The organism is Penaeicola halotolerans (assembly GCF_016464625.1).
In the GTDB taxonomy this organism is placed as follows: domain Bacteria; phylum Bacteroidota; class Bacteroidia; order Cytophagales; family Cyclobacteriaceae; genus Penaeicola; species Penaeicola halotolerans.
The window spans coordinates 514,674-538,101 of the sequence record NZ_JAEAGO010000001.1; the positions used below are offsets into that span (position 1 = coordinate 514,674).

Sequence of the window (23,428 nt, forward strand, 5' to 3'; positions counted from 1 at the left end):
GTTTATTTTAGTATTTGAGCAGTGTGTTCTTTCGTCTTCACTTTATCGATGATTTCTGCGATTTGACCATTTTCATCGATGATAAAGGTAGTTCTAGCAGTACCCATGTACTTTCTGCCATACATAGATTTTTCTACCCAAGTGCCAAATTGCTCATGGATCTTCAGATCAGTATCAGCGATCAGAGGGAAAGGAAGGTTTTGTTTTTCGATAAATTTCTGGTGAGATTTCTCATCATCTGAGCTGATGCCGAGTATGACATAGCCAGCTTTTTGGAGTGCAGCATAATTATCTCTCAAGTCACAAGCTTGCGCGGTACAGCCTGGAGTATTGTCTTTTGGATAAAAATAAAGAACGACTTTTTTGCCTTTGAAATCGGTCAATTTGATCGGTTTACCATTTTGATCTCTGCCTTCAAATGAAGGTGCTTTGTCTCCAACTTGTAGTGCCATGATATTTATAGTTTAGTTTGATATATTTTCTCATTTCCAGCATTATCGACCACTTTCAAGACGAGGTCTCCTTTGAGCGGAGGGCTATCATCTTTTTTATCTGACCAGATTAGACTTTGTTTGTAATCATAGTGCATGAGTAGCCATTCACCGTTTACTTTTACTTCATAAGAACTCAAGCCAGATAGCTCATCCTTGATCACAAATCTCACTTGAGTGCTATTGAGCATGATCGGGCGGATAGTAGGAGGTATAGTGTCTTGAGCTAGAGCAAATGTACCAAAATTTCTGATTTGAAATTTAATTTTATCTCCGACCCATGTTCCCCCTATAAATGACTTACTGCCATTTGATCCTATCTTGTAAACATGTGTTTTGTTTTGATTTTCTATTCGTTCAAGTGGTGTGTAAATGACCTCTAGATTACCATTGAGTGGGACGGATTCTTCATGAATAGTGAATTCTTCTTGTCTATTATACTCATTGAACGCTTGCTGTGTCTTGAGATACAGCGTATCATAAAGCGTATTTTTTCTAAAGTTAAGCGTTAGGTTTCGCTCATTGAACTGGTAGATTTCGGTAGAAGGTATAGTAGCCTTGAAATGCAGCACTTCAATTTGATCATCTACTTTCACAGAGTCTGGTAGACCTTTTCTCATATCCCAGAGGTAGGTCGATTTATTAGTTCCCACTATAGCAGGTGCTAACTTTATGATGAGACCGTTACTGTATACTGTTGCAGAGTCTGTGATTTTTCTTGAAGATTTTGAATTAATCACTAGGGTTTTTTCAAGTAAGCTGATCCTCCCATCATAACCACTTGAGTAGTTGGTGGTACCTAAAAGCGTATCCGCTTTTTCTCCTTTTAGAGTAAAACTCAGGCTGCTTTTATTTTTATAGGCATCATGAAACTCGATATCAAAGCGACTAGTTTCGTCTTCCGCTAATTCAATGACCCCTTTATGATTTCCACCAAAAGTATAAAATGGAAGACCATTTCCATTCATTAAATACATTCTAGTATACCTAGGCCCACTTAGAGATACAGGATAGTTTGTATGTAGTAGGAGCATGCGCGTATCTGCAAAGGAAAAGCTATTGATATGGGTTCGGATGAATAAAGCGCTGTCTCTAAGAACTTCTATGTAAGGGACACCATTTTTATTTGCAGCACCATCTAGGCGGTCATAAGCTAGTATTTCAAGTCCTATTTGTCCTTTTACGCTGATATTTCTAGGAATGCTGTACGTATTACCGACTCTAGATACGGGATATTCAAACCTGCCAAAATTACCATTGATTCTGGCATCAGGACTAAGGGTGATCAGCGCTATTTTCTCCACATTTGGGGCAGTCCGATCTTTGATCTCATCAAAACCATAGACTAATGGATCTAGTACATGCTGTCTGCTATCTCTGATCTCAAAATGAAGGTGGGGACCTCCCGAACTACCTGAGTTGCCAGAGTAAGCGATCACATCACCTTTTGAAACTTTGAGTTCATTAGGTTTCGGGAATAATTCTAGTTCAAAACTTTTGGCTGCATATTGTCCAGATTTCATGTATTGCGAGAGTTCTTTATTAAAGCTCTGCAAGTGTGCATAGACCGTAGTGGTGCCATTGAGGTGTGTAATGTAGACTACATTTCCATAACCCCAAGCAGAGGCTTTGATGCGACTCACATAGCCATCTGCTGCGGCATAGATAGGAAGTCCTTGTCTTCCACCTGTTTTGATATCTAAGCCCGCATGAAAGTGGTTTGGACGGAGTTCAGACATATTGCCTGAGAGATAATTGATCTGTCCAGGATTGATTGGAAACTGATAATAGCCTTTCCCAGTGATCCCTTGACTGAAGGCGGAAAAACGAAGAAGAATTAAGATTAGAAAGAGAGGGGTGAACTTATTTAACTTCAAAATCGAGTAGTTTTTGATCTCCGATAAATGCTTCTAGTCTATTTCCTATTTGTACAGGTCCTACACCTGCTGGTGTGCCAGTGTAGATGAGGTCTCCTTTTTTCAAAGTGAAGAATTGAGATAAATAGGATATTATGTAATCAAACGGAAATAGCATCATAGAAGTATTTCCTTTTTGCTTGACTTGACCATCAACAAGCAAATGAAAATCAATATTGTCTAGTGCTCCCAGCTTTTCTTTTGGTAAAAACTCTCCTACAGGAGCAGATCCATTAAAGCCTTTAGCGATTTCCCAAGGAAGCCCTTTTTGCTTACATCTATCTTGTAAGTCTCTGGCTGTAAAGTCTATGCCAATACCCACTTCTTCAAAATATCTATGAGCAAACTTCGGGTCTATATGCTTACCTTCTTTGGATATTTTGAGTACTAGCTCTACTTCATGATGGATATTTTGTGAAAAGTCAGGATAGTAAAAAGGACTATTGTTTTTAAGTAGTGCGGTGTCAGGTTTAAGGAAAACCACAGGTTCAGAGGGTCTTTCATTTTTGAGCTCTTCGATGTGCTCAGCATAGTTTCTTCCAATCGCTAAAATTTTCATAAGCCCCTTATTTCCTAGTTGATTTTACTTATTTTTGAACTTCTTAAGTGATACAAAGTAATCCAATTTTAAACGCTTTTGAAAATCTAAACCTTAAAAAATATTTATGCTTTGGCATGAATTTAGGTTGTTTCCTCATTAAAACTTTAAATAAAATGTATAAGAAAATTATCGTTTTTGCGCTCATAGGAGCATTCGTTTGGGCTTGTGCTACAGTGCCTATTACTGGAAGAAGACAAGCCGCTTTAGTGTCTAATGAAGAGATACTTCCGCTGGTAGATCAAGAATATGAGAAGGTGCTCAAAGAATCTCAGTTAGTAAACAACACGCCTGAAGGTCAAATGGTCATCAGATCAGGTCAGCGTATCCAGAAAGCTGTAGAAGAGTATATGGCTGAAAATGGTCTTTCTGATCAAATCGCTAATTTTGAGTGGGAATATAATTTAGTGAAAAATGACTCCACCATAAATGCTTGGTGTATGCCTGGTGGTAAAGTGGCTTTTTATACTGGTATCATTCCTATCTGTCAAGATGAGACAGGCATAGCTGTGGTGATGGGGCATGAGATCGCTCACGCACTGGCCAATCATGGTCGTGAGCGTATGAGCCAAGGAATGATAGCTAATGGACTTCTAGGAGGTATAGGAGCGGCTATGGGACAAAATCCTACTCTTACTCAACAGATATTTTATCAGGCAATCGGTATGGGTGGTCAGCTTGGTATTTTGAAATTTAGCCGAACGCATGAAAGTGAAGCTGATGAAATCGGCTTGATCATCATGGCTAAAGCTGGATACGACCCTAGAGAGGCACCTAAGTTTTGGGAGCGCATGAGTGCTGGCACTGGTGGTGGCGGAGGACCTGAGTTTCTATCTACTCACCCATCTCCAAAGACTAGGATAGATGACCTCAATGCGCTGATTCCAAAAGCTATGGAGTATTATAAACCTGCACAATAATTTAATATCATCCCTCAAATTCCATTGAGGGATTTTTTTAAATAAGCTATGGAAGAAAAAGCGACTAAATATCCATTAGTGCATCAAGAGGAGAAACTAATTGAGCGCATCACTTTTGGTAAATTTTTAAGAGACGTATTGGCGGTTTTTAATTTAGAAAAAGGGTATCTAGCTACTCTTAAAAACCTGATTATCCAACCAGGAGCATTGATTAGGGCTTATTTTGAAGCTTCTAGATTCAAGCAATTTCATCCATTGAGGCTCTTGTTGATCAATACTACTTTGGCCTTATTGATATGTAATTACTTTGATATTGGTGAAGGTATGGCTAAGTATTCCTTCGGTCAATTAACTAGTGGTGGTGTAAATTCTATAGAGGGGATTGACTTTTCAGAAAGTAGAATCAGTGATTTTTTTTATCGCTGGTATAATTTGATGAATTGGCTTTACATACCAGTGGGCGCATTAGTAGCCTTTCTTGTCTATAGAAAAAAAGGCTTTAATCTGGCTGAACATTTCGTAATCAGCACCTTTATCAATGCCATGATTCAATTTTTTCAAATTGTAGTCATTTTCGTGCCAGTGATATGGGGATTTGAAATTTATAGTTTCGTAGCATTTATTTTAATGCTGACTTACTACACTTGGGTATATAATAGTTTCTTTAAGGAAAAATTAATGGTTAGTTTTTTAAAAACTTTGTTAATAGTTCTTGGATCTTCATTCGCTTATACAATCATTTATTACTTCATCTTGGGTATATATATGACTACTTAAGCTTAATTATATCTAAAGAAAAAGCCTCCAAAAAGTGTCTAGCATTTGGAGGCTTCTTCATTTTAAGGTTTCTTACTTATTAAAACTCCTCAGCTTAATCTGGGTGAGTTTACGCTTGGTATCCAATGGAAATTCACCACGCATCATCCAATCATAATAGGTAGGCTCCATCTTGAGTACCTCATCGACTGAGCGTCCTTTGTGCTTGCCAAAATTGAAGACTTCTACCCCCTGATTATTTAAGACGAATCTGCCCGCTAAGTCAACCATTCGATCTGCTGTAAGTTCATGCAGTACAGCCATATCATTACTGATTTTACCGATTTCTTTTCCAGACATATCGATCATTGCCTGACCATCATATCTGGCTACTTGCGCTTTGATCACTTCATAAGTAGCTAGCGTATCCGCCTCTGCACTATGTGCATCCTTGAGGTCTTTGTTACAATAAAATTTGTAAGCGGCACTGAGCGTTCTTTTTTCCATCATGTGGAAGATTTTCTGAGCATCTATGATTTTTCTATTGGACACATCAAAATCCACTTCGGCTCTCAAAAACTCTTCAACAAGAAGTGGAATGTCATATTTAAGAACATTGAATCCAGCTAGATCAGCTCCTTGCAAGAAAGGGGCTAGTGTGCCAGCGAGCTGTTTAAAAGTAGGTTCATCTTTGACATCCTCGTCATAGATACCGTGCACAGCACTTGCCTCAGCGGGGATTGGTACTGTTGGGTTGACGCGGTATGTTTTAGTGATTTCCTCTCCATTAGGCATGATCTTATGCATAGAGATCTCTACGATACGGTCTGTTGCAGTATTCGTACCAGTAGCCTCTAGATCAAATACGACCAATGGATTTCTTAAATTTAACTTCATGCTTACGCTGTTTTTTGGATTTGAGATTGAATTTTGGTCAGATCCATATGATCATAACTGCCAGATCCCATTAAAAGAAGATTTTGGCCTTTCCAAGTCTTCTGACAAAGGTAATTTTCTAAATCACTTTTGTCGGTGAAAAGCTGAATATCTTTTCTATTGAAGGCAGATTGCAATTCCTGAAGACTGAGCATTTCCAGCTTTTTCAATGCCACAGCTTTTGGATTGATATAGATCAAAAATTCATCTGCAGCTTTTGCAGTGTCTTTATATTGCTGGATAAATTCTTTATTCAAGCTACTGTAAGTATGCAGCTCTTGGACAGCCACAAGTTTTCTCTTAGGATATTGTGTTTTGACAGCTTCTACTGTGGCCTTAAGTTTAGAGGGAGCGTGTGCAAAATCTTTGAAAAAGACAGTTTCATTTAGCTCAAACAGTTTTTCTAAGCGTTTCGATGCTCCTTTAAAGCTTGCAATGGCTTCATAAAACATATCAGTTGTAATACCAAGCCTCAAAAGAACGGACATGGCTCCACTCAAATTTTGGAGGTTATGATCACCAAATACAGAGATGGCAACCTCTCCATTTTTTGTTTTCAAATAAGTTTTGCCATCCTTTACCTTAGCATCTAGTGCTTCGTATGGAGTAAATGTAAAGTCTTCATTCGTATCTTTCTTGAAAAGCTTTGCTAAAGACTTATCTCCAGCATAATAATACACGATACCGCCTTTGTCAGTGATATCTATGAGTTGCTCAAAGGCTTTGATGTATTGTTCATATTGAGGGAAGACATTGAAGTGATCCCACGCTATACCGCTGATCAATGCGATGTGATGATGATAGTGTAGAAACTTAGGCCTAGGATCAGTAGGAGAACTTAGATATTCATCTCCTTCTATGATGATCAGCGGGGCATCCGATAACTTTACCATTAGGTCAAAAGATGCTATTTGAGCTCCTACAGCATAGTCAAAGGACTTGTTCCAGTATTTCAGTACATGCAATATCATGGAAGTGATGGTAGTCTTGCCATGACTCCCAGCGATGACTACGCGCTGCTTCTGTAGAGATTTTTGGTAGATAAACTCAGGAAAGGAGTAGATAGCTAAACCAAGCTCTTGCGCTTTCAGTAGCTCTGGATTATCTTTTCTAGCGTGCATTCCCACAATAACAGCATCGATATCTTTGGTTATTTTATCAGGATACCATCCTAGAGACTTAGGGAGAAGTCCAGCACTAGACAAACGTGAGTAGGACGGCTCATGAATCTCATCATCTGAACCAGTGATTTGATAACCTGATTGTTGAAGTGCCAAGGCGAGATTATGCATGATGCTACCGCCTATCGCTATAAAGTGTATGCTTTGCATTTTAGATTGCGTTTTAGGTCAAAAATAGAAATTTAATCCATAGTCACCAATTTAGTTTGAGACACTAATAGACCAAATCAGCTTTTATTGTGTATAAAATGTGTAAAACAATCTCTACATTCCAATTACATTTGTAGCTATGGCAAATGAAAGAGTGAGCAATTCCAATAGAAGAGTAGGTGCAAGAAAACCAAGTACAGATCAGGTAAGTGGATTAGGTAAACTGCCACCACAAGCAGTTGATCTAGAAGAGGCTGTACTAGGTGCATTGATGCTAGAGAAGGATGCGCTTACAGCCGTCATAGATATCCTAAAGCCTAATAGCTTTTACAAGGATGCTCATAAAGAAATATATGAAGCGATACTTGATTTATTCAATGCGAGTGAGCCTGTAGATATTCTCACAGTTACAAATCAGCTTAGAAAAAGTGGTAAGCTGGAGTTTGTTGGAGGTGCATTTTTTATCACAGACTTGACTACTCGAGTTAGCTCAGCTGCCAATATTGAGTTTCACGCACGTATCATAGCTGAGCAAGCTATCAAGAGAGACTTGATCACTGTCTCATCAGAAATCCAAAAAGAAGCTTTTGAGGACACTACAGATGTCTTTGAACTTTTGGATAAGATGGAGCAGTCACTATTCGAGATCTCTGAATCTAATATTCGTAAAAACTATGCGGATATGCGCTCTATCATGCGAGAGGCATTTACAGAACTAGAAGCCAAGAAGCACCATAAAGACGGACTTACAGGTGTGCCAAGTGGTTTTACTGCACTAGACCGAGTGACCTCAGGGTGGCAGAAGTCTGACTTAGTCATCATCGCTGCTCGTCCTGCTATGGGTAAGACAGCCTTTGTATTGTCAGTTTTGAGAAATGCTGCAGTAGATCATGAAAAGCCAGTAGCAATATTCTCACTGGAGATGTCCTCCATCCAGCTTGTGAATAGATTGATCTCTGCTGAGGCAGAATTAGAATCTGAGAAAATCAAAAAAGGTCAATTGGCCGACTATGAGTGGGAGCAACTTGTCCACAAAACGAATAAGCTGTCTTCAGCACCGATATTCGTAGATGATACCCCTGCACTTTCGATCCTTGAGCTAAGGGCAAAATGCCGTAGACTCAAAGCTCAGCATGATATTCAGATGATTGTTATCGACTATTTACAATTGATGTCAGGAGATAGCAAGTCTAATGCGGGGGGAAATAGGGAACAAGAAATCTCAGCGATCTCTAGAGCATTGAAGAAAATAGCCAAAGAACTTAGTGTGCCAGTCATCGCACTTTCTCAGCTATCTCGTGCAGTAGAGACGAGAGGTGGAGATAAACGTCCTCAACTTTCGGATTTGAGGGAATCTGGAGCGATCGAGCAAGATGCCGATATCGTTATGTTCCTCTACAGACCTGAATATTACGGCATCACACAAGATGAAGAAGGCAATGCTACTCAAGGAGTTGGAGAGGTGATCATCGCTAAGCACAGAAACGGCTCTTTGGATACTGTTAAACTACGATTTATAGGAAAGTATACTAAATTTCAAGACTTGGAAATGTCTCAGATGTATGGAGCAGGCGTGCCTTATGGGAGTTCATTTCCTTCAGGTGCCAAGTCAAACTTCGATGCAGGAAGTATGATCACACTTCAAAGCAAAGCAAATGAAGGAGATATGCCAAACACTTTAGATGACGGAGCGCCTTTTTAATAGAATTGAGATGTCCATGAGGCATCTTTTTTTATAAATGACAGAAATACACTGCATGCATACTATTTTTTACTTATTTTAGCCATCTCTTTTATAAAATGACCAACTAAGTCAGTTGATAAGTGTTATATAGACTATGAAAGCAATTATCCTAACGGATCAAAACGAAGATAAATTAGACTTTGTCACATTGCCGAAACCTAGTCCCGCTACTGGAGAGGTTCTTATCAAAATCAAAGCAGCTGCACTCAATCATAGGGATCAGTGGTGTAGAGAAGGACTTTATCCCAGTATTAAATACGGGACAGTATTAGGCTCAGATGGGGCAGGAGTGGTAGAGGAACTTGGTGATGCTGTTTCAGAAAAGCTACTCGGTCAAGAGGTATTAATCAATCCAAATATTGGCTGGGGAGAGCTTCCTAATGTCCAGCATAAGGATTTTAAGATATTAGGAATGCCAGATCATGGTACTCTTGCTGAATACATAGTTGTCAAAGCAGATAGGGTTCATCTGAAGCCTTCTCACTTGTCATTTGAAGAAGCTGCGGCTTTACCATTAGGGGGATTGACTGCTTACCATGCGTGCTTTTATCATGCTCAAATCAAAGCAGGTGAGAAAGTACTGATCACGGGAGTTGGTGGTGGAGTAGCTCAATTCGCAATGCAGTTTGCAGTAGCAGCTGGAGCAGAAGTATATGTTACTTCAGGGGCTGTAGATAAAATCTCTCAAGCTAAAACTTTTGGAGCCTTAGAAGGCTTTAATTACAAAGAAAGTGAGTGGCAAAAGGCTGCTTTAAAAACTACTGGAGGATTTGACAAGATCATAGATAGCGCAGGTGGGAAAATGCTCAATACCTTGCTAGATATCGTCAAGCCTGGAGGTAAGATTATCTTTTATGGCGCTACCTTAGGAAATGTAGAACAGCTGAATCTTAGAAAGATCTTTTGGAATCAGATCACCTTGCAAGGCTCTACTATGGGGAGTGATCAGGACTTTGAAGATATGATCGCTTTCGTGTCAAAGCACAAAATACACCCTATGATCAGTAGTCTAAGGCCACTGGCTCAAGCTTTAGAAGCGTTTGAAGAAATGAAAGCAGGTAAGCAAACTGGGAAACTTGTACTGTGCCCTTGATCATCATTCATCTATGTCTATGAGATAGTTTTGATAGGCATTTTGAAGTTCACTGAGTGCATGTTGATCCTGTTTTTGCTTTGCTAGATTGATGCCCTTTTCGAAGATATTGATGATTTTCGTTTTGTCTTCGAGTAGGTCTATCAGATAAGATGCAGCATGCAGATAAGTAGGTAAGTAGTCAGGATGATCTTGTAGCAATTTATCAAAATATAATAAGGCTTTTTGATCATTAGTATTTTGATATTCAAGGGCTAAAGCATAGATCACAAATGGATCTTTTGGTTCTTCTTGATGAAACTGTAAGAGCTGTTGAATCCTTTCAGAGTTGGGCATTGCTTGATTTTTGAAATCTATACTTAATCGTTAAATTCACGCAAATTTAAATTAAATAAACACATAAATAACTTATATGAAAATTCTAGTTTGTATCACTCACGTTCCGGATACGACCTCAAAGATCGCTTTCACGGATAACAATACAAAGTTTGATAAAAATGGTGTACAGTTCATCATAGGTCCTTATGATGATTATGCATTGGCCAGAGCAGTAGAGTTGAAAGAGGCATCTGGAGGAACGCTAACAGTACTTAATGTAGGTACAGCGGAGACAGAACCTACGATCAGAAAAGCTTTGGCTATCGGTGCAGATGATGCTATTCGTGTCAATGCTGAGCCTACAGACTCGTTTTTTGTAGCACAGCAGATTGCAGCGATCGCTAAAGAAAATAACTATGATTTGATCTTGATGGGTAGAGAGTCTATCGATTTCAATGGTGGTATGGTACACGGTATGGTAGGTGAGCTTCTAGGCATTCCATCTTTTTCGCCTGTGATGAAGCTAGATATCGAAGGCAATACAGCTAAGATGGCCAGAGAGATCGAAGGTGGTAAAGAATACTTGGAAGTATCTCTTCCTTTTGTAGCTGGATGCCAGGAGCCTATCGCTGAGTGGAAAATCCCTAATATGAGAGGTATCATGTCCGCTAGAACGAAACCTTTGAACGTAGTGGAGCCTAGTGGAACAACTGAGAATACAAAAGTGAGTGAGTTTCAGCTACCTCCCGCGAAAGGTGCGGTGAAGATGTTCACTGTGGATCAAGTAGCAGACTTAGTCAAAGCTTTGAAAAACGAGGCTAAAGTAATTTAATCAATCATTGAGTCAAGATAAATAATAGAGATATGTCAGTATTAGTATTTATAGAAGCAGCCGATGGAGTAGTGAAGAAATCCTCTCTTGAGGCAGTATCATACGGGTTTAAGTTGGCTGGAGCTTCAGTGACAGCGATTGCCATGGGATCTATTTCATCAGATGAATTGGCCAAAGTAGGAGCAGCAGGAGCTGCTAAAGTACTTCATATAGCAGATAGTAGATTGGACAATGGTGTCATCCAAGCGTATGCAAGTGCTTTGACGCAGGCTGTTGATAAAACTGGCGCGGATACATTGGTATTAGCGACTTCCTCACTGGGTAATGCTGTAGCAGCTAGAGTTGCCGTCAGCATGCAAGCTGCCCTAGTATCTAATGTGGTAGATCTACCAGAAACAGGTAGTGGCTTCAAAGTAAAAAGAAGTATCTACACTGGTAAGGCTTTTGCCATGACTGAAGTAACTACTGCGAAGAAAATTTTAGCGATCAAAAAGAATGCAGTCGAGATCAAAGAAGATGGTGCTGCAGCTTCAGTAGAGGCATTAGTAGTGAATCTAACTGATGCAGATTTTGCTGCTAAGATAACTTCAGTGGATAAAGCGGAGGGAGATGTGTTGCTTCCAGAAGCTGATATCGTAGTATCAGGTGGTAGAGGACTCAAAGGTCCGGAAAACTGGGGCATGATTGAAGACCTTGCCAAATCTCTTGGTGCCGCTACAGGCTGTTCTAAGCCAGTTTCTGACATGGATTGGAGACCTCACCATGAACACGTAGGCCAGACTGGTGTGAAAGTTAGTCCATCTTTATATATTGCAGTCGGAATCTCAGGAGCGATACAGCATTTAGCGGGTGTCAACTCTTCCAAATATATCGTAGTGGTCAATAAAGACCCGGAAGCACCATTTTTCAAGGCTGCTGATTACGGTATTGCAGGAGATGCTTTTGAAGTACTTCCGAAACTAACTGAAGCCATCAAAGCAGCCAAATAATAAAGTGAGCAAAATTGAATTAGAAATTCTGGGTCTCTCCTCAAGTCAATCTCAGGCAGGTTCTTTTGCCTTGGTACTTGGAGAGAGCAATGGAAATAGAAGATTGCCTATCATCATCGGGATGTTCGAAGCACAAGCGATTGCGATAGAGATCGAAAAGATCATGCCTAATAGGCCCATGACTCATGACTTGTTCAAGTCATTTGCTTCAGGTTTTGGCTTTTCGATTGATCATATCATGATCTCTAGCCTCAAGGAAGGAGTGTTTTATGCAAAGATCGTGTGTCATAGTGGTACTAAAAAGCTAGAGATAGATGCGCGCCCATCTGATGCCATAGCGATAGCAGTGCGTTTCAATGCACCAATCTTTAGCAATGAGCAAGTATTGTCAGAGGCAGGCATTCTATTTACAGAAGGAGAAGAGGAGGAAGGTATCAAGCCTGAAGCTACTCCAGCCAAAAAATCTAGTTCGGATGCTTCTTACAAAGATTTCTCTTTAGAAAAGCTACATGAGCTACTAGATCAAGCACTTGAGAAAGAAGACTATGAAGTAGCTGCTAAGATTAGAGATGAGATCAATAGGAGAAACTAATAAAGTTCATTAAACAGTATATAATACGAAAAGCCATCTGCAAGGATGGCTTTTCGTATTTAATTGACCTTTTATTCATCTTCTAACTCTAATTCAAATAATTGATTAACAGATACTTCAAACACTTTTGATAATTTTAAAGCAAGTACAGTAGAAGGAACATACCTATTAGCCTCTATAGAATTGATTGTCTGTCTAGATACACCTATTTCTTTAGCTAAATCTTCTTGAGTGAAGTTTTTTATAGCACGATGGATCTTCAGTGTATTTTTCATTAACGAGATTTTTTCAATATGTAATACATGAAGAAATAGACTATATGCATCGATATCAATAAAGCAAATACATCTTTGTATGATGAACTGCTTTCAAAAACTAAATTGATTACAGGCTCTATGATTACGCTTACACTTCCAAATAAAAATGCTGCTGTATATGCTTTAAATCTGAGCTTTATAGTCAGTTCGTCTTCATCCTTATCTTTAGTGATCGCTAGTAAAGTAAGGGATAATAACAGACTCGATATGAAAATTTCTTTTGTCACTGCTTTATCCAAGCCTACTATCCCAGAAATGGATAATACAGTAACTATAATACTAAGGCCTAAAATCGAGTAAGCTAGCTTTTTGAATTTTGCTGGAAGTAGATTTAGATCTTTTTGCTTCGTAGTCATAATACGTTTTTTATGTAAAGTATATTTATCTTTATGACAAATATACTTTACATTTTTATTGTTCCAAATCTGTTAATAGATATTTTTTTAACAAAAAAACACCAACCCTTTCGAGCTGGTGCTTCATCAACCTTATTTTAACCTTGCTTATTTAACTTCTTTAGAGAACTCTACATTGACAGTTTTGCCTTTGATTTGGTTCTTGTTCATGACACGTAGTACATTGTCTACATCAGCCATAGGGACATCTACAAAAGTGTAAGAATCAAAGATATCGATCTCACCGATTCTGTTTCCAGCTAGGCCAGTTTCTCCTGCGATGGCACCTACGATGTCACCAGGTCTGATTTTGCTTGACTTTCCGACATTGATGAAGAGTCTTCCCATCTTCTCAGTATTGATACGTGTTCTGCTCGCTCCACCTCTGTCACCTCTATCTGATCGTCCACCTCTGTCTCTATCTCTTCCACGACCTTCGCTTCTATCAGCTCTAGGACCTCTATCTCTATCGCGCCCACGATCTCCTCGGCCTTCGCGTCCAAATCGATCTCCACGACCTTCGCTACGCTCACGGCCTTCACCTCTCTTGTTTTCAAATGAGATATCCTCAAGTTGCTCACTGCTTTCTCCCACAATCATTTTGAGTAAAGAAGCGGTGATCGTCATATGATCCAAGCCTTCGAAGATCATCTCTTCAATGATTTGCTTGTATTGAACCATATCACCACCTTTCGAGATCGTAGTTTTGATGGTATTGACTACATTTTGTCTCTTGAGATCGATCAGTTCTGCTACTGAAGGAGGAGACTTACGCTCTATTTTTGACTTAGTATATGCTTCTATTTCTCTTAGTCTTCGAGATTCTCTTTGACCAGTGATAAATGAGATGGCTTTACCTGATCTGCCTGCTCTACCAGTTCTACCGATTCTGTGTACATAGTACTCCTCATCTAACGGTAGATCATAGTTGAACACGCCATCTACATTGTCAACATCAATACCTCTGGCCGCTACGTCTGTAGCCACTAGGATGTTAACGTTTCCAGTTCTAAACTTACTCATCACGCGGTTACGCTGTGCTTGGCTCAAGTCACCGTGTAGTGCCTCTGCTCCATAGCCTCTAGAGATCAATGTCTCAGTGACTTCATCTACACCACGTTTCGTGTTACAGAATACAAGCATCAACTTCAAGTTGTGCAAGTCTATGAGTCTAGTCATCAATTCTAGCTTCAAGCTATCTTTGACTTCGTAGTACGTCTGTTCTATGTTAGATACTGTAAGCTCCTTTTTGATCACTTTCACGATCTCAGGATTTTTCTGATACTTTCTAGTCAAGTCCATAATAGGCTTGGCCATAGTCGCAGAGAAAAATACTGTTTGAGGATTTGATTGCATTTTGCTCAAAATCTCCTCGATATCCTCTCTAAAGCCCATGTCGAGCATTTCATCAGCTTCGTCTAATACGATAGCCCTGATCTCATCCATCCAAAGAGTACCCCTGTTGATGTGATCGATCACTCTACCTGGAGTACCTACAACGATCTGAACGCCTCTTTTGAGGGCACGAATTTGTTTGTCGATAGGATCACCACCATAGATAGGAAGTGAATTTACTTTTGGTAAGTATTTAGAAAGTTTTTTGACTTCACCAGAAACTTGGATAGCAAGCTCTCTTGTAGGACACAATACCAACACCTGCGTTTGCTTGATGTTAGGATCGATCGAGTTTAGCATAGGAATGCTAAATGCTGCTGTTTTACCGGTACCTGTTTGTGCTTGACCTATGACATCTCTGCCTTCTAAGAGGTGAGGAATAGCCATAGCTTGGATAGGAGAGGGATGGACATAGCCCATTTCTTCCACTGCCTTAAGAATTTCACTTGAAATCCCAAGGTCTGAGAATTTAATTTCTTCGTTCATTAGTAAATTTTTTCTGTTTGCCTTTTCACCTTCGACTTCCTATACCTGCATAACCCTGTGAAAAGCAATGAAACAGAAAGAAATCTTTGGTGAACACTTCTAGTTCTTAAATAAGATCTTTTGAATTATTTAAAAACTGACGCAAAATTAAGTGTAATATTCTACAAATCCTAATTTGGTAAAATATTATTCGATTGGGGTTGTTTTTAGCTTATTTATTAGCCAGTTTTTCTATCAGTGAAATGTAAGCTTGCATAGCCTCTTCTGCACTTGTCCCAGCTAAGCCAGCCCAGGCATTGTACTTAGCAGCTGCTACAAAATCAAAGCCTCCAGGTCGTTCTGTTTTGTTGTCACCTTCAGTAGCTTGCTTGAATAAGCTGTAGATTTTGAGTAGGTCCTCATTAGATGGTCGCTCAGTGAGTGTTTTAGATTTGGCTACAGCCGCCTCAAATTGTTCTTGAGTAGTCATAGAAACTGAATATTGAATTTTAGTTTCCGAAAGATATTGAGTGATTCATAAATTTAAAAGCGTTGAGAAAGGATTTTATGTAAAAAAAGAAGCGTTTGAACTTCAAACGCTTCTTTTAATCCTAACGTAACAAATAGCTCTTACTTCAATGTTACAAGAACTACTCCATTATTCGCTTGATCTCCAAATTTTCTAACATACTCAGCTGCAGATGATGCTTTGATGATTTCAAAAGATTGGATTTTATTTCCATCTATTGATTTTAAATAAGATTCAGTAACCTTTTTGCCATCAACCAAGAACAATGGCTTAGTCCCATCAACCTGTGATACGGATATATTACCTATTTGCTGAGTATTCACTCTTTTAGGGTTGTCAAACTTTACTTGTCTGATATCAGCCGATCTGAGAGCCTGAAGGACATCTGAGATGGTGCCAGCCTCATGCTGTCCTACAGTTTTGAGAGTAGCGGTCAAAGTTTCATTAGGATATTGCTTCTTTAAGTCAACCAACGTTCGCTCCAGATTTTCCATAAGGACTTCTTGATTGTTGATCATTAGTTTGTCTGAGGCATTGATATTGATAACAATATCCTTTTCCTTTTTCTTTTCGAGTGGTATTTCGATGACTTCTAGAAACTCACCATCTGCAGAAGTTTTTTTCTTAGCCTGAGTTTCTGTGATAGGAATCTCGATCACTTCAGGAAATTCATCTGAGACAGCTCCTTTATTAGCATCTCCACCAAGTTTAAATCTGATAGGGAGTCTCATCATGACATTCACTGGACGTCCTCTTTGGGTACCTGGTTCCCATTTTGGAGCTTCTTTGATGACTCGTATAGCTTCTGCATCTATACTTTTGCTTACACCTTTCATTACTTTAGGGTCAGCAAGCGATCCATCTTTCTGCACGATAAAACTCAAGTAAACAGTTCCTTCTATACCTTCATTTCTAGCGACTTCTGGATATTTGACATTCTTGCTAAGGTAGTCTAGCCAGCCTTCCATACCACCTGCTGGATTGGGAGAATTGTCCACATATTCGAAAACTTCATCGCTATTATACGCTAAGGGCTTGAGGTGATCAGTATGCACTTTGATATTAACGACTTTTCCATCACTAGGTATGTCAAAAGTGAAACGGATACTTTGCTCTGAAGCGATATTTTTACCGTTTTCTTGTGCAGGGTTCCAAGCTGGCATAGAGGATATCAGTCGAATCGCTTCTTCATTACAGCCACCACCTATACCTCTTTTGATAGTAGGATTGACGATCTTGCCATTAGCATCTACTACAAATGCTACCTCTACTGTACCCATGATCCGCTCTCTTCGAGCTTCTAGTGGATAGTTGACGTTTGAACTCAAGTATCGATTGAGGGCTTCTAGTCCATTTGCTGGCTGGGCAGAAACGTAGGTGGTATCTGATACACTTGCCGAAATACTTTCAACAGTAGAAGGGGCTGAGAAGCTATCTAGTACTTCAACAGCCTCAGGCTGTACCGATTTAAAGCTCACTAGGAACATCATGCCTAGTAGTACGGGGATGACCATTAGCAGCTTGCTAACGGGCACATGGTTTTGATTTTTCATCATTTTGACTCTTTTTAGGGTTAAGGACTTTGCGAAATAATTACCAAGTGGTAAGTCCAAACCTTTAAAGGCCATCTTTACGATCAATTTTGTATAGTCTTCACGACTTGCAGCGTGCTTTACGACAGATTCATCTGCCAAGTATTCATGTGTGTCTGCTGCTGCTGTTTTGAGTAGATACACGAGTGGGTTGAACCAAAAGAATATACAGATTAATTCAAAAAAGATCACATCAAAACTGTGTTTTTGCTTGATGTGTTCTAGCTCATGATGAAGTATCTGATTTCTTTCTCGTTCACTTAATTTGGTGTCGTAGTTCCAAAATAAGTAATCCCAAAAGGAGAAAATAGGAGTGTTACCATGAGTAGGGACATCATAGTAATCTTCTTTAAGTATGTATTTGGTTTGATACCAACCTTGTCGAATGAGTTGTTTGAGTTGACAAATTTGATAAGCAAAGCGAATTAATAACAAGCCAGTAATAATGCCATATACTAGTAATATATAATCAAATGCATCCCAAAGCATGGGAAGTCTTTTGCTTTCTACTGTGAACTCAGGTAGTTTATAGTTCTGAGCGATGGTTTCCGCTTGTTGATAATCATAGTTGATCACATCAAATAGGGGAAATACCTCTATACTTGGTTTTTCAAAGGCTACAGGAATTTCCAGTAGGGGTAAAGAAAAAGCAATGATTGGAGCCAATAGAAGATAGCTTCTATTGAAGACCAAGGCTTTTTCCCTTTTCAAAAAACAATAGTAGAAAAGGTAAAGTACCAATAAGCAAAAGGTGCTTTGAAAAATATAGTTACTTAGTAGTGTTATCATCTGGATCTAGGTCTTGGCTGATTTCCTTGACTAATTCTTCAAGTTCTTTTGAATCCAAGTTTTCTTCTTTGGCAAAGAAAGAAGCAAGCTGTGTAAACGATCCGCCAAAATAGCCTTTAATCAGGTTTTTGAGGGAGAAGCTACGATAAGTATCCTTATCTACTATTGGATAGTACTCATGTGTCTTACCATATGCATGATAGCTCACAAAACCCTTACGCTCTAGGATGCGAACGATCGTAGAGACGGTATTGTAAGCTGGCTTAGGCTCTGGCATTTTAGCCAAGATGTCTTTGACAAATCCCTTCTTCAGATCCCAAAGGATTTGCATGACTTGCTCTTCTGCTCTTGTTAATTCTCTCATAGTTTATTACTGTTAATCAGTTTTCAATATAGTGAATTTTATTTGACAACTACATCTTTAAGGGTAAAAATATATTTGTACTTATCACTTAGTAATTATTTCAGTTCTAAGGTATAACTATTGATTTTTATATACAACTATTTTAATAGTTTTGTTATTATTTTCTTAGTTTATATAGAATAGTAAAGGCGGAATATCAAAAAATAGGTGCAGTAGGGCAGGATACTAGCTAAATCTTTTTACTTTAGAGTAGCATTAGGGATGCTTATATAATCTTTTTTCATCAAAAACACTAAACCTATGGCCAGTAAGACAAGCCAATCTATCGATATCCTGATTCAACTAGTTATTGCAGCAGTAGCTGTATTGATCACTTCTTATATTTTACCTGGAGTGGCGGTTGATGGTTTTTTGAGTGCCTTGATCTTAGCAGCGTTCATTGCCTTGATGAATGTTACTATCAAGCCAATATTAGTTATCTTGACGATTCCGATTACAGTTTTCACCTTAGGGTTGTTCCTTTTAGTGATTAATGCTATTATCATCTTGATAGCACATGAGGTGATTCCTGGCTTTGAGGTGGGTGGTTTTTGGTATGCTTTACTTTTTAGTCTAGTACTTTCTTTGATCAATTCGATCTTCGGAGTCAAGTTGGGAAATAGTCACTAAAGCGTGTAGTATTTCTGTTTCTCGTGATCAAACTCCTTAATTTTTCCTTTTTGAAGGAGTTTGATGATACTTCTATTGGCACGCCTTTCACTTACATTGAGTTGCTTGCAAAGCTGTTTGGCAGATAGCCTCTCTAGACGTGATAGCTGTTGCAATATTTTTATTTCTAAGTCATCAAATGTGTATTCTTCGGAGGCTTTAGTTTGGGTGAGCATTTTGATCATGCGCTTACCTGCGGGGATACTCTTATCATGAGTTCTGATGTAGACAGTCTTTTCTCCTTTGTCATCGATCGCTTGGTGAGGCTTTAGTAGACTCTCTGGGATGACGACTACCAATATATAAAGACAAGTATCTGTGAGCTCATCTACCACATGTTCGATCAACTCAAACGCTACTGCTACAGGAGGTTCACAGTATTGTGTTGTAGCCAGTTCGACCATGTAGCGTTCTTCTTCAGGATCGATTCCTTGGATTTGCTTATTGTCTTTGATGCCAATAATGATCTTACCTCCTTTGGTATTGGCAAAGGAACAGATGGTTTTTGCTATTTTCGATAAGCTCGTGATAGACTGCTTAAAGTCTTGATTTTCATTTTCTCCCGCTCTTAGGAGGGCTTTTAGATAAGCAGGATTATTCTGTGGCAGGAGCATTTTGTTTTTCGATTTCTTTGGCTATATTAAGGAGAAATTCTATTTGTGTTTACTTTTACGAAGCATTTATACATTATTTATAACAATAAATTTTAACCCTATCCCAATCTTTTATGACCATATATCTCAAAAATGAAGGCTTCGACTCGAAAGAGATCAACAAGCTCAGGGGGGAACTCAAACAGAGTGGTAAACCCTACAAAATCATAGAGAGCGAAGACAACAGTGAAGAGTATGTGAATTTTTACTTCATAGGCATGTATGAGGGAAGAGAAGTGATTTATGACGCAGTGATTTACACATTAAGACTTCATCACAGTAGCGAGCTCTACGAGATAGCCGAGCATAAGGCTGCGCAGAAGTTTCCAAATTATAAAACCATCAATTATAATGAGGATGAAAATGGAAACATGGCACCGCTATCAAACGAAGAAGAGGAAATAGGTCTCTTCATGGCAGAAGTGATAGCGGATTTAGAAGAAGAAGAAACGGTCAAGGTCAGTGAGCACGTTGAGATAGATTTACATCATGACTATGGCATCGGTTTAGACATTGGACTAAATGTAGAAGTGGTAGATGATACGGTTATCCGTAAGTTTATCAAAGAGTACAATGATGACACGCTGAAATTAGACAAAACCCTCTATTCCTTCATGTCCGAGGACGATGAAGACTTTGATGAGGAGGATTAAGACATTCCCAAAACCATTTTCTGAAGCCGTGGGTTAGATAACTTACGGCTTTAATATTGTATGTTAAAAATCGCTTGGTCTGAAAAATACGCGCATGCTCTCCCAGATGGACACCGCTTTCCGATGGAGAAATATACCTTACTCCCAGAGCAATTATTATATGAAGGCACTGTGTCAGAGGTCAACTTTTTTACCCCACAATCCATTGATCCTCAGTATATCGTAAATACGCACAAAGAGACTTATTGGGAAAAGTTAGTGTCGCTTCAACTCAGCAAATCTGAAATTAGAAAAACGGGTTTTCCACTTTCTAGAGAGCTAGTAGAGAGAGAGATGCATATCATGCATGGTTCAGTACAGTGTTGTTTGTATGCATTAGAATATGGTGTGTCGATGAATATAGCAGGTGGAACGCATCATGCATTTACAGATAGAGGAGAGGGCTTTTGTTTGCTAAATGACATCGCTATTTCAGCTAACTATCTATTGGCCCATCAGTTAGCAGAGAGGATTTTAGTAGTTGACCTAGATGTTCATCAAGGCAATGGCACAGCGGAGATTTTCCAGCATGAGTCAAGAGTCTTTACATTTTCTATGCATGGAGCACATAACTATCCTATGCACAAAGAGAAGTCAGATTTAGATGTAGATCTACCAGATCAGACAGATGATGCCACATATTTGAAGCTTTTAGATAGGCATTTAAAAGAAATTTTGGCTAAGTTTCAGCCAGATTTTATCATATTTCAAAGTGGAGTAGATGTGCTAGCTACAGACAAACTCGGTAGAATGGCGCTAAGTATAGAAGGTTGTAAGCAAAGAGATCACTTGGTATTAAGTGTAGCAAAATTAAACCAAATACCATTGATGGCCTGCATGGGAGGAGGATACTCTCAGCGAATCAGTCACATCGTAGAAGCTCATGCCAATACTTTCAGAATAGCACAAGAATTGTATTTCTAATAAATGAATAGCATATGGAGACTAGTCTCAAAAAAAAGTGGTGGATCGCTTCTGTAGTAGGGCTTTTGTTGATAGGAGCAGGTATTTCGATCATCACAGAAGCATCTAACTTGAAATTTGAAAAAGTGTCCACATTGACTTGGTTTGCTTGGGGGACTTGGGGACTCATTACTTTCAATACTGGTATCGCCATATTTGGAAAGGCGATCAGTTACAGGACTCAGCTCGACTGGATCAAAAGAAGGAAAAGACTCAATAGCAGTAAGTAGATTTTTTGCTTTTCCCTTTAACGATTTTTAAATCTTAGTTTTCTTGTAGAATGAATACTTTGTTTATATTTGCCTCGAACAAATAAAAACGAGACAAACGTGAATAAAATGAAGTTTTCTTTTCCCCTTTTGACTATTGCAGCGGCTATGATACTAGTAGTTGGTTGTAAAAATCCTAGTACAGAAACATCTAATGCTGATACATCATCAAGCACTACTACTGGATCTGGTGAGATCGAAGTTCCTACTAATGTAACCATCGCTTATGTATTGACTGACAGTGTGATCAGTGGATATGAATACTACAAAGTAAAAGCTGCCGAACTAACTGAGAAAGGTCGTAAACTAGAGTCTGATCTATCATCTAGAGCTAGAGGATTAGAGCAAGAAGTAGCGAGCTATCAGCAGAATGCTAGAAATTTGACGATGAATCAAGCTAGAGCAAAAGAAGAAGAATTGGTCAATAAAGAGAGAAGTCTTGTTCAGTACAGAGATGGCTTACTTCAGCAAATGTCTAGAGATGAAAATCAACTCTATGCAGACGTATATGATCATATCAGTGCTTTCATGGAGACTTATGCTAAAGAAAACAATATCCAAATGGTGCTTTCTTACACAAGAGGTGGTGCTGTATGGTACGGTGACTCAGCTTATGATATCACAACTGATATTGTAAAAGGCCTAAACGAACAGTATGCAAAAGGCATCACACCTACAAAGTCAAGCGCACCGATGAAAGCTGACTCTACTGCTACGAAATAATCAAAATTTCATATATTTAGAAGCTCAGCCGCAAGGTTGAGCTTTTTTATTTTAATTTTGCGCACAATAAAAATCAAGCGATATGAAAATCACTGAATTCTTAAAACACAACTATAGACACTTTAACGCTGCTGCTCTGATAGACGCGGCAGAAGGATATAAAACGCATCTCAATGAAGGTGGTAAAATGCTCGTAACTTTGGCAGGGGCTATGTCCACTGCTGAGTTGGGGATCTCACTAGCGGAAATGATTCGTCAGGGTAAAGTACATGCGATCAGCTGTACAGGTGCCAACTTGGAAGAAGATGTATTCAACCTGGTGGCTCACGATTATTATGAGCGTATCCCACATTATAGAGATTTGTCTCCTGAGCAAGAGCAAGATTTACTAGATCGCCATATGAATCGTGTGACAGATACTTGTATTCCTGAGATGGAGGCCATGAGAAGAATCGAAAATGTGATTCTCAAGGAATGGATGAAAGCAGATCAGGCAGGTGAATCATATTTTCCTCACGAGTTTTTCTATAAAATATTACTGTCTGGAGATCTAGAAGCTTCTTATCAAATAGACCCCAAAAATAGCTGGCTTCTAGAAGCAGCTAAAAGAAATCTACCGATGGTCGTACCAGGTTGGGAAGACTCTACGTTAGGCAACATGTACGCGGGTCACGTGATCAGTGGAGACATCAAAAATGTTCACACGGTGAAAAGTGGTATCCAGTACATGATTTCTCTTGCAGATTGGTACACAAATAATGCAACTGACGAAAGTACTGTTGGATTTTTCCAAATTGGCGGGGGAATTGCAGGGGATTTCCCGATATGTGTAGTTCCTATGCTGCACCAAGACCTTCAGCGCACCAATGTGCCGCTTTGGGGCTACTTCTGTCAAGTCAGTGACTCGACTACGAGCTATGGCTCATACTCAGGAGCAGTACCAAATGAGAAGATTACTTGGGGCAAACTAGGCATTGACACACCAAAGTTCATTGTAGAGTCTGATGCTACTATCGTAGCGCCACTCATATTTGCTATCGTACTAGATCAATAAAATG

The 23,428-nt window shown here is 39.1% G+C and carries 26 protein-coding genes; 13 read left to right on the top strand and 13 right to left on the bottom strand.

Going from position 1 to position 23,428, the window contains the following annotated elements:
- Nucleotides 1-2: 2 nt before the first annotated feature.
- Genes bcp through I5349_RS02260 form a run of 3 tightly spaced genes read right to left on the bottom strand, consistent with a single transcriptional unit; the run spans nucleotide 3 to nucleotide 2,966 of the window.
- Entirely contained in the window at nucleotides 3-452 is a 450-nt protein-coding gene (gene bcp / locus I5349_RS02250; RefSeq protein ID WP_226389101.1) for a thioredoxin-dependent thiol peroxidase, read from the bottom strand.
- Nucleotides 453-457: 5 nt separating this feature from the next.
- The gene (locus I5349_RS02255; RefSeq protein WP_226389102.1) at nucleotides 458-2,368 is read right to left on the bottom strand and encodes a M23 family metallopeptidase; all 1,911 of its coding nucleotides are present in this window, start codon (nucleotides 2,366-2,368) and stop codon (nucleotides 458-460) included.
- Nucleotides 2,355-2,966, bottom strand: coding sequence for a fumarylacetoacetate hydrolase family protein (locus I5349_RS02260; RefSeq protein ID WP_226389103.1), 612 nt, complete (start codon nucleotides 2,964-2,966; stop codon nucleotides 2,355-2,357). The genes I5349_RS02255 and I5349_RS02260 overlap by 14 nt, the downstream gene beginning before the upstream one ends.
- A gap of 155 nt (nucleotides 2,967-3,121) precedes the next feature.
- Between I5349_RS02260 and I5349_RS02265 the strand changes: the two genes are divergently transcribed.
- Both I5349_RS02265 and I5349_RS02270 read left to right on the top strand, forming a co-directional pair.
- The gene (locus tag I5349_RS02265; RefSeq protein ID WP_226389104.1) at nucleotides 3,122-3,925 is read left to right on the top strand and encodes a M48 family metallopeptidase; all 804 of its coding nucleotides are present in this window, start codon (nucleotides 3,122-3,124) and stop codon (nucleotides 3,923-3,925) included.
- 48 nt (nucleotides 3,926-3,973) lie between these two features.
- A complete protein-coding gene (locus tag I5349_RS02270; protein ID WP_226389105.1) occupies nucleotides 3,974-4,702 on the top strand; it encodes a DUF3667 domain-containing protein in 729 nt (242 codons plus the stop codon).
- 72 nt (nucleotides 4,703-4,774) lie between these two features.
- Here the strand turns inward: I5349_RS02270 and I5349_RS02275 are convergent, their stop codons facing one another.
- On the bottom strand, nucleotides 4,775-5,578 hold the full coding sequence (locus I5349_RS02275; RefSeq protein WP_226389106.1) for a 3'-5' exonuclease: 804 nt from the start codon (nucleotides 5,576-5,578) through the stop codon (nucleotides 4,775-4,777).
- 2 nt (nucleotides 5,579-5,580) lie between these two features.
- On the bottom strand, nucleotides 5,581-6,948 hold the full coding sequence (locus tag I5349_RS02280) for a UDP-N-acetylmuramate--L-alanine ligase (RefSeq protein ID WP_226389107.1): 1,368 nt from the start codon (nucleotides 6,946-6,948) through the stop codon (nucleotides 5,581-5,583).
- 139 nt (nucleotides 6,949-7,087) lie between these two features.
- Here I5349_RS02280 and dnaB point away from each other — a divergent pair, with 139 nt between their 5' ends.
- Both dnaB and I5349_RS02290 read left to right on the top strand, forming a co-directional pair.
- A complete protein-coding gene (gene dnaB, locus I5349_RS02285) occupies nucleotides 7,088-8,650 on the top strand; it encodes a replicative DNA helicase (protein ID WP_226389108.1) in 1,563 nt (520 codons plus the stop codon).
- Between the two features lie 136 nt (nucleotides 8,651-8,786).
- A complete protein-coding gene (locus I5349_RS02290; protein ID WP_226389109.1) occupies nucleotides 8,787-9,785 on the top strand; it encodes a quinone oxidoreductase family protein in 999 nt (332 codons plus the stop codon).
- 3 nt (nucleotides 9,786-9,788) lie between these two features.
- On the opposite strand, the gene I5349_RS02295 is transcribed toward I5349_RS02290, so the two are convergent.
- Nucleotides 9,789-10,121: a tetratricopeptide repeat protein gene (locus I5349_RS02295; protein WP_226389110.1), complete on the bottom strand. Its 333-nt coding sequence runs from the start codon at nucleotides 10,119-10,121 to the stop codon at nucleotides 9,789-9,791.
- 76 nt (nucleotides 10,122-10,197) lie between these two features.
- On the opposite strand from I5349_RS02295, the gene I5349_RS02300 reads away from it, so the two are divergent.
- The 3 genes from I5349_RS02300 to I5349_RS02310 are packed head-to-tail and all read left to right on the top strand — an operon-like array spanning nucleotide 10,198 to nucleotide 12,516.
- Nucleotides 10,198-10,935, top strand: a complete 738-nt coding sequence (locus tag I5349_RS02300) for an electron transfer flavoprotein subunit beta/FixA family protein (RefSeq protein ID WP_226389111.1) — start codon at nucleotides 10,198-10,200, stop codon at nucleotides 10,933-10,935.
- Nucleotides 10,936-10,967: 32 nt separating this feature from the next.
- On the top strand, nucleotides 10,968-11,924 hold the full coding sequence (locus tag I5349_RS02305) for an electron transfer flavoprotein subunit alpha/FixB family protein (protein WP_226389112.1): 957 nt from the start codon (nucleotides 10,968-10,970) through the stop codon (nucleotides 11,922-11,924).
- A 4-nt stretch (nucleotides 11,925-11,928) separates the two neighbouring features.
- Nucleotides 11,929-12,516, top strand: a complete 588-nt coding sequence (locus I5349_RS02310) for a bifunctional nuclease family protein (RefSeq protein WP_226389113.1) — start codon at nucleotides 11,929-11,931, stop codon at nucleotides 12,514-12,516.
- 71 nt (nucleotides 12,517-12,587) lie between these two features.
- Here the strand turns inward: I5349_RS02310 and I5349_RS02315 are convergent, their stop codons facing one another.
- The 6 genes from I5349_RS02315 to I5349_RS02340 form a co-directional block, all read right to left on the bottom strand.
- Nucleotides 12,588-12,791: a helix-turn-helix transcriptional regulator gene (locus I5349_RS02315; RefSeq protein ID WP_226389114.1), complete on the bottom strand. Its 204-nt coding sequence runs from the start codon at nucleotides 12,789-12,791 to the stop codon at nucleotides 12,588-12,590.
- Nucleotides 12,791-13,189, bottom strand: a complete 399-nt coding sequence (locus I5349_RS02320) for a hypothetical protein (RefSeq protein WP_226389115.1) — start codon at nucleotides 13,187-13,189, stop codon at nucleotides 12,791-12,793. Before I5349_RS02320 ends, I5349_RS02315 begins: the two co-directional genes overlap by 1 nt.
- A gap of 147 nt (nucleotides 13,190-13,336) precedes the next feature.
- Entirely contained in the window at nucleotides 13,337-15,109 is a 1,773-nt protein-coding gene (locus tag I5349_RS02325; protein WP_226389116.1) for a DEAD/DEAH box helicase, read from the bottom strand.
- A 211-nt stretch (nucleotides 15,110-15,320) separates the two neighbouring features.
- Entirely contained in the window at nucleotides 15,321-15,578 is a 258-nt protein-coding gene (locus I5349_RS02330) for an acyl-CoA-binding protein (protein ID WP_226389117.1), read from the bottom strand.
- A 140-nt stretch (nucleotides 15,579-15,718) separates the two neighbouring features.
- On the bottom strand, nucleotides 15,719-17,920 hold the full coding sequence (locus tag I5349_RS02335; protein ID WP_226389118.1) for a M56 family metallopeptidase: 2,202 nt from the start codon (nucleotides 17,918-17,920) through the stop codon (nucleotides 15,719-15,721).
- Nucleotides 17,921-17,978: 58 nt separating this feature from the next.
- Nucleotides 17,979-18,362 (bottom strand): BlaI/MecI/CopY family transcriptional regulator, encoded by a 384-nt coding sequence (locus I5349_RS02340; RefSeq protein WP_226389119.1) that lies wholly within the window; start codon nucleotides 18,360-18,362, stop codon nucleotides 17,979-17,981.
- 300 nt (nucleotides 18,363-18,662) lie between these two features.
- Between I5349_RS02340 and I5349_RS02345 the strand changes: the two genes are divergently transcribed.
- The gene (locus tag I5349_RS02345; protein WP_226389120.1) at nucleotides 18,663-19,031 is read left to right on the top strand and encodes a phage holin family protein; all 369 of its coding nucleotides are present in this window, start codon (nucleotides 18,663-18,665) and stop codon (nucleotides 19,029-19,031) included.
- Here I5349_RS02345 and I5349_RS02350 read toward each other — a convergent pair.
- A complete protein-coding gene (locus I5349_RS02350) occupies nucleotides 19,028-19,684 on the bottom strand; it encodes an RNA-binding domain-containing protein (RefSeq protein ID WP_226389121.1) in 657 nt (218 codons plus the stop codon). The genes I5349_RS02345 and I5349_RS02350 overlap by 4 nt on opposite strands.
- 119 nt (nucleotides 19,685-19,803) lie before the next feature.
- Between I5349_RS02350 and I5349_RS02355 the strand changes: the two genes are divergently transcribed.
- The 5 genes from I5349_RS02355 to I5349_RS02375 all read left to right on the top strand — a co-directional run bounded on the left by I5349_RS02355 (nucleotide 19,804) and on the right by I5349_RS02375 (nucleotide 23,424).
- Nucleotides 19,804-20,376: a hypothetical protein gene (locus I5349_RS02355; RefSeq protein WP_226389503.1), complete on the top strand. Its 573-nt coding sequence runs from the start codon at nucleotides 19,804-19,806 to the stop codon at nucleotides 20,374-20,376.
- A 60-nt stretch (nucleotides 20,377-20,436) separates the two neighbouring features.
- Nucleotides 20,437-21,339 carry a histone deacetylase family protein gene (locus tag I5349_RS02360; RefSeq protein WP_226389122.1) on the top strand — a complete coding sequence of 301 codons (903 nt, stop codon included), beginning with the start codon at nucleotides 20,437-20,439 and terminating at the stop codon, nucleotides 21,337-21,339.
- Nucleotides 21,340-21,353: 14 nt separating this feature from the next.
- On the top strand, nucleotides 21,354-21,608 hold the full coding sequence (locus I5349_RS02365) for a hypothetical protein (RefSeq protein ID WP_226389123.1): 255 nt from the start codon (nucleotides 21,354-21,356) through the stop codon (nucleotides 21,606-21,608).
- 108 nt (nucleotides 21,609-21,716) lie between these two features.
- Nucleotides 21,717-22,370 carry an OmpH/Skp family outer membrane protein gene (locus I5349_RS02370; protein ID WP_226389124.1) on the top strand — a complete coding sequence of 218 codons (654 nt, stop codon included), beginning with the start codon at nucleotides 21,717-21,719 and terminating at the stop codon, nucleotides 22,368-22,370.
- Between the two features lie 82 nt (nucleotides 22,371-22,452).
- Entirely contained in the window at nucleotides 22,453-23,424 is a 972-nt protein-coding gene (locus I5349_RS02375; protein ID WP_226389125.1) for a deoxyhypusine synthase family protein, read from the top strand.
- The last annotated feature ends 4 nt before the right edge of the window (nucleotides 23,425-23,428 follow it).

Coding starts and splice junctions, on each gene's coding strand:
- I5349_RS02375 (WP_226389125.1), top strand. CDS start 22,453: ATGAAAATCACTGAATTCTTAAAACACAACTATAGACACTTTAACGCT.
- I5349_RS02260 (WP_226389103.1), bottom strand. CDS start 2,966: ATGAAAATTTTAGCGATTGGAAGAAACTATGCTGAGCACATCGAAGAG.
- I5349_RS02265 (WP_226389104.1), top strand. CDS start 3,122: ATGTATAAGAAAATTATCGTTTTTGCGCTCATAGGAGCATTCGTTTGG.
- I5349_RS02290 (WP_226389109.1), top strand. CDS start 8,787: ATGAAAGCAATTATCCTAACGGATCAAAACGAAGATAAATTAGACTTT.
- I5349_RS02325 (WP_226389116.1), bottom strand. CDS start 15,109: ATGAACGAAGAAATTAAATTCTCAGACCTTGGGATTTCAAGTGAAATT.
- I5349_RS02300 (WP_226389111.1), top strand. CDS start 10,198: ATGAAAATTCTAGTTTGTATCACTCACGTTCCGGATACGACCTCAAAG.
- I5349_RS02330 (WP_226389117.1), bottom strand. CDS start 15,578: ATGACTACTCAAGAACAATTTGAGGCGGCTGTAGCCAAATCTAAAACA.
- I5349_RS02365 (WP_226389123.1), top strand. CDS start 21,354: ATGGAGACTAGTCTCAAAAAAAAGTGGTGGATCGCTTCTGTAGTAGGG.
- I5349_RS02275 (WP_226389106.1), bottom strand. CDS start 5,578: ATGAAGTTAAATTTAAGAAATCCATTGGTCGTATTTGATCTAGAGGCT.
- I5349_RS02270 (WP_226389105.1), top strand. CDS start 3,974: ATGGAAGAAAAAGCGACTAAATATCCATTAGTGCATCAAGAGGAGAAA.
- I5349_RS02305 (WP_226389112.1), top strand. CDS start 10,968: ATGTCAGTATTAGTATTTATAGAAGCAGCCGATGGAGTAGTGAAGAAA.
- I5349_RS02345 (WP_226389120.1), top strand. CDS start 18,663: ATGGCCAGTAAGACAAGCCAATCTATCGATATCCTGATTCAACTAGTT.
- bcp (WP_226389101.1), bottom strand. CDS start 452: ATGGCACTACAAGTTGGAGACAAAGCACCTTCATTTGAAGGCAGAGAT.
- I5349_RS02370 (WP_226389124.1), top strand. CDS start 21,717: ATGAAGTTTTCTTTTCCCCTTTTGACTATTGCAGCGGCTATGATACTA.
- I5349_RS02295 (WP_226389110.1), bottom strand. CDS start 10,121: ATGCCCAACTCTGAAAGGATTCAACAGCTCTTACAGTTTCATCAAGAA.
- I5349_RS02360 (WP_226389122.1), top strand. CDS start 20,437: ATGTTAAAAATCGCTTGGTCTGAAAAATACGCGCATGCTCTCCCAGAT.
- I5349_RS02320 (WP_226389115.1), bottom strand. CDS start 13,189: ATGACTACGAAGCAAAAAGATCTAAATCTACTTCCAGCAAAATTCAAA.
- I5349_RS02340 (WP_226389119.1), bottom strand. CDS start 18,362: ATGAGAGAATTAACAAGAGCAGAAGAGCAAGTCATGCAAATCCTTTGG.
- I5349_RS02280 (WP_226389107.1), bottom strand. CDS start 6,948: ATGCAAAGCATACACTTTATAGCGATAGGCGGTAGCATCATGCATAAT.
- dnaB (WP_226389108.1), top strand. CDS start 7,088: ATGGCAAATGAAAGAGTGAGCAATTCCAATAGAAGAGTAGGTGCAAGA.
- I5349_RS02315 (WP_226389114.1), bottom strand. CDS start 12,791: ATGAAAAATACACTGAAGATCCATCGTGCTATAAAAAACTTCACTCAA.
- I5349_RS02350 (WP_226389121.1), bottom strand. CDS start 19,684: ATGCTCCTGCCACAGAATAATCCTGCTTATCTAAAAGCCCTCCTAAGA.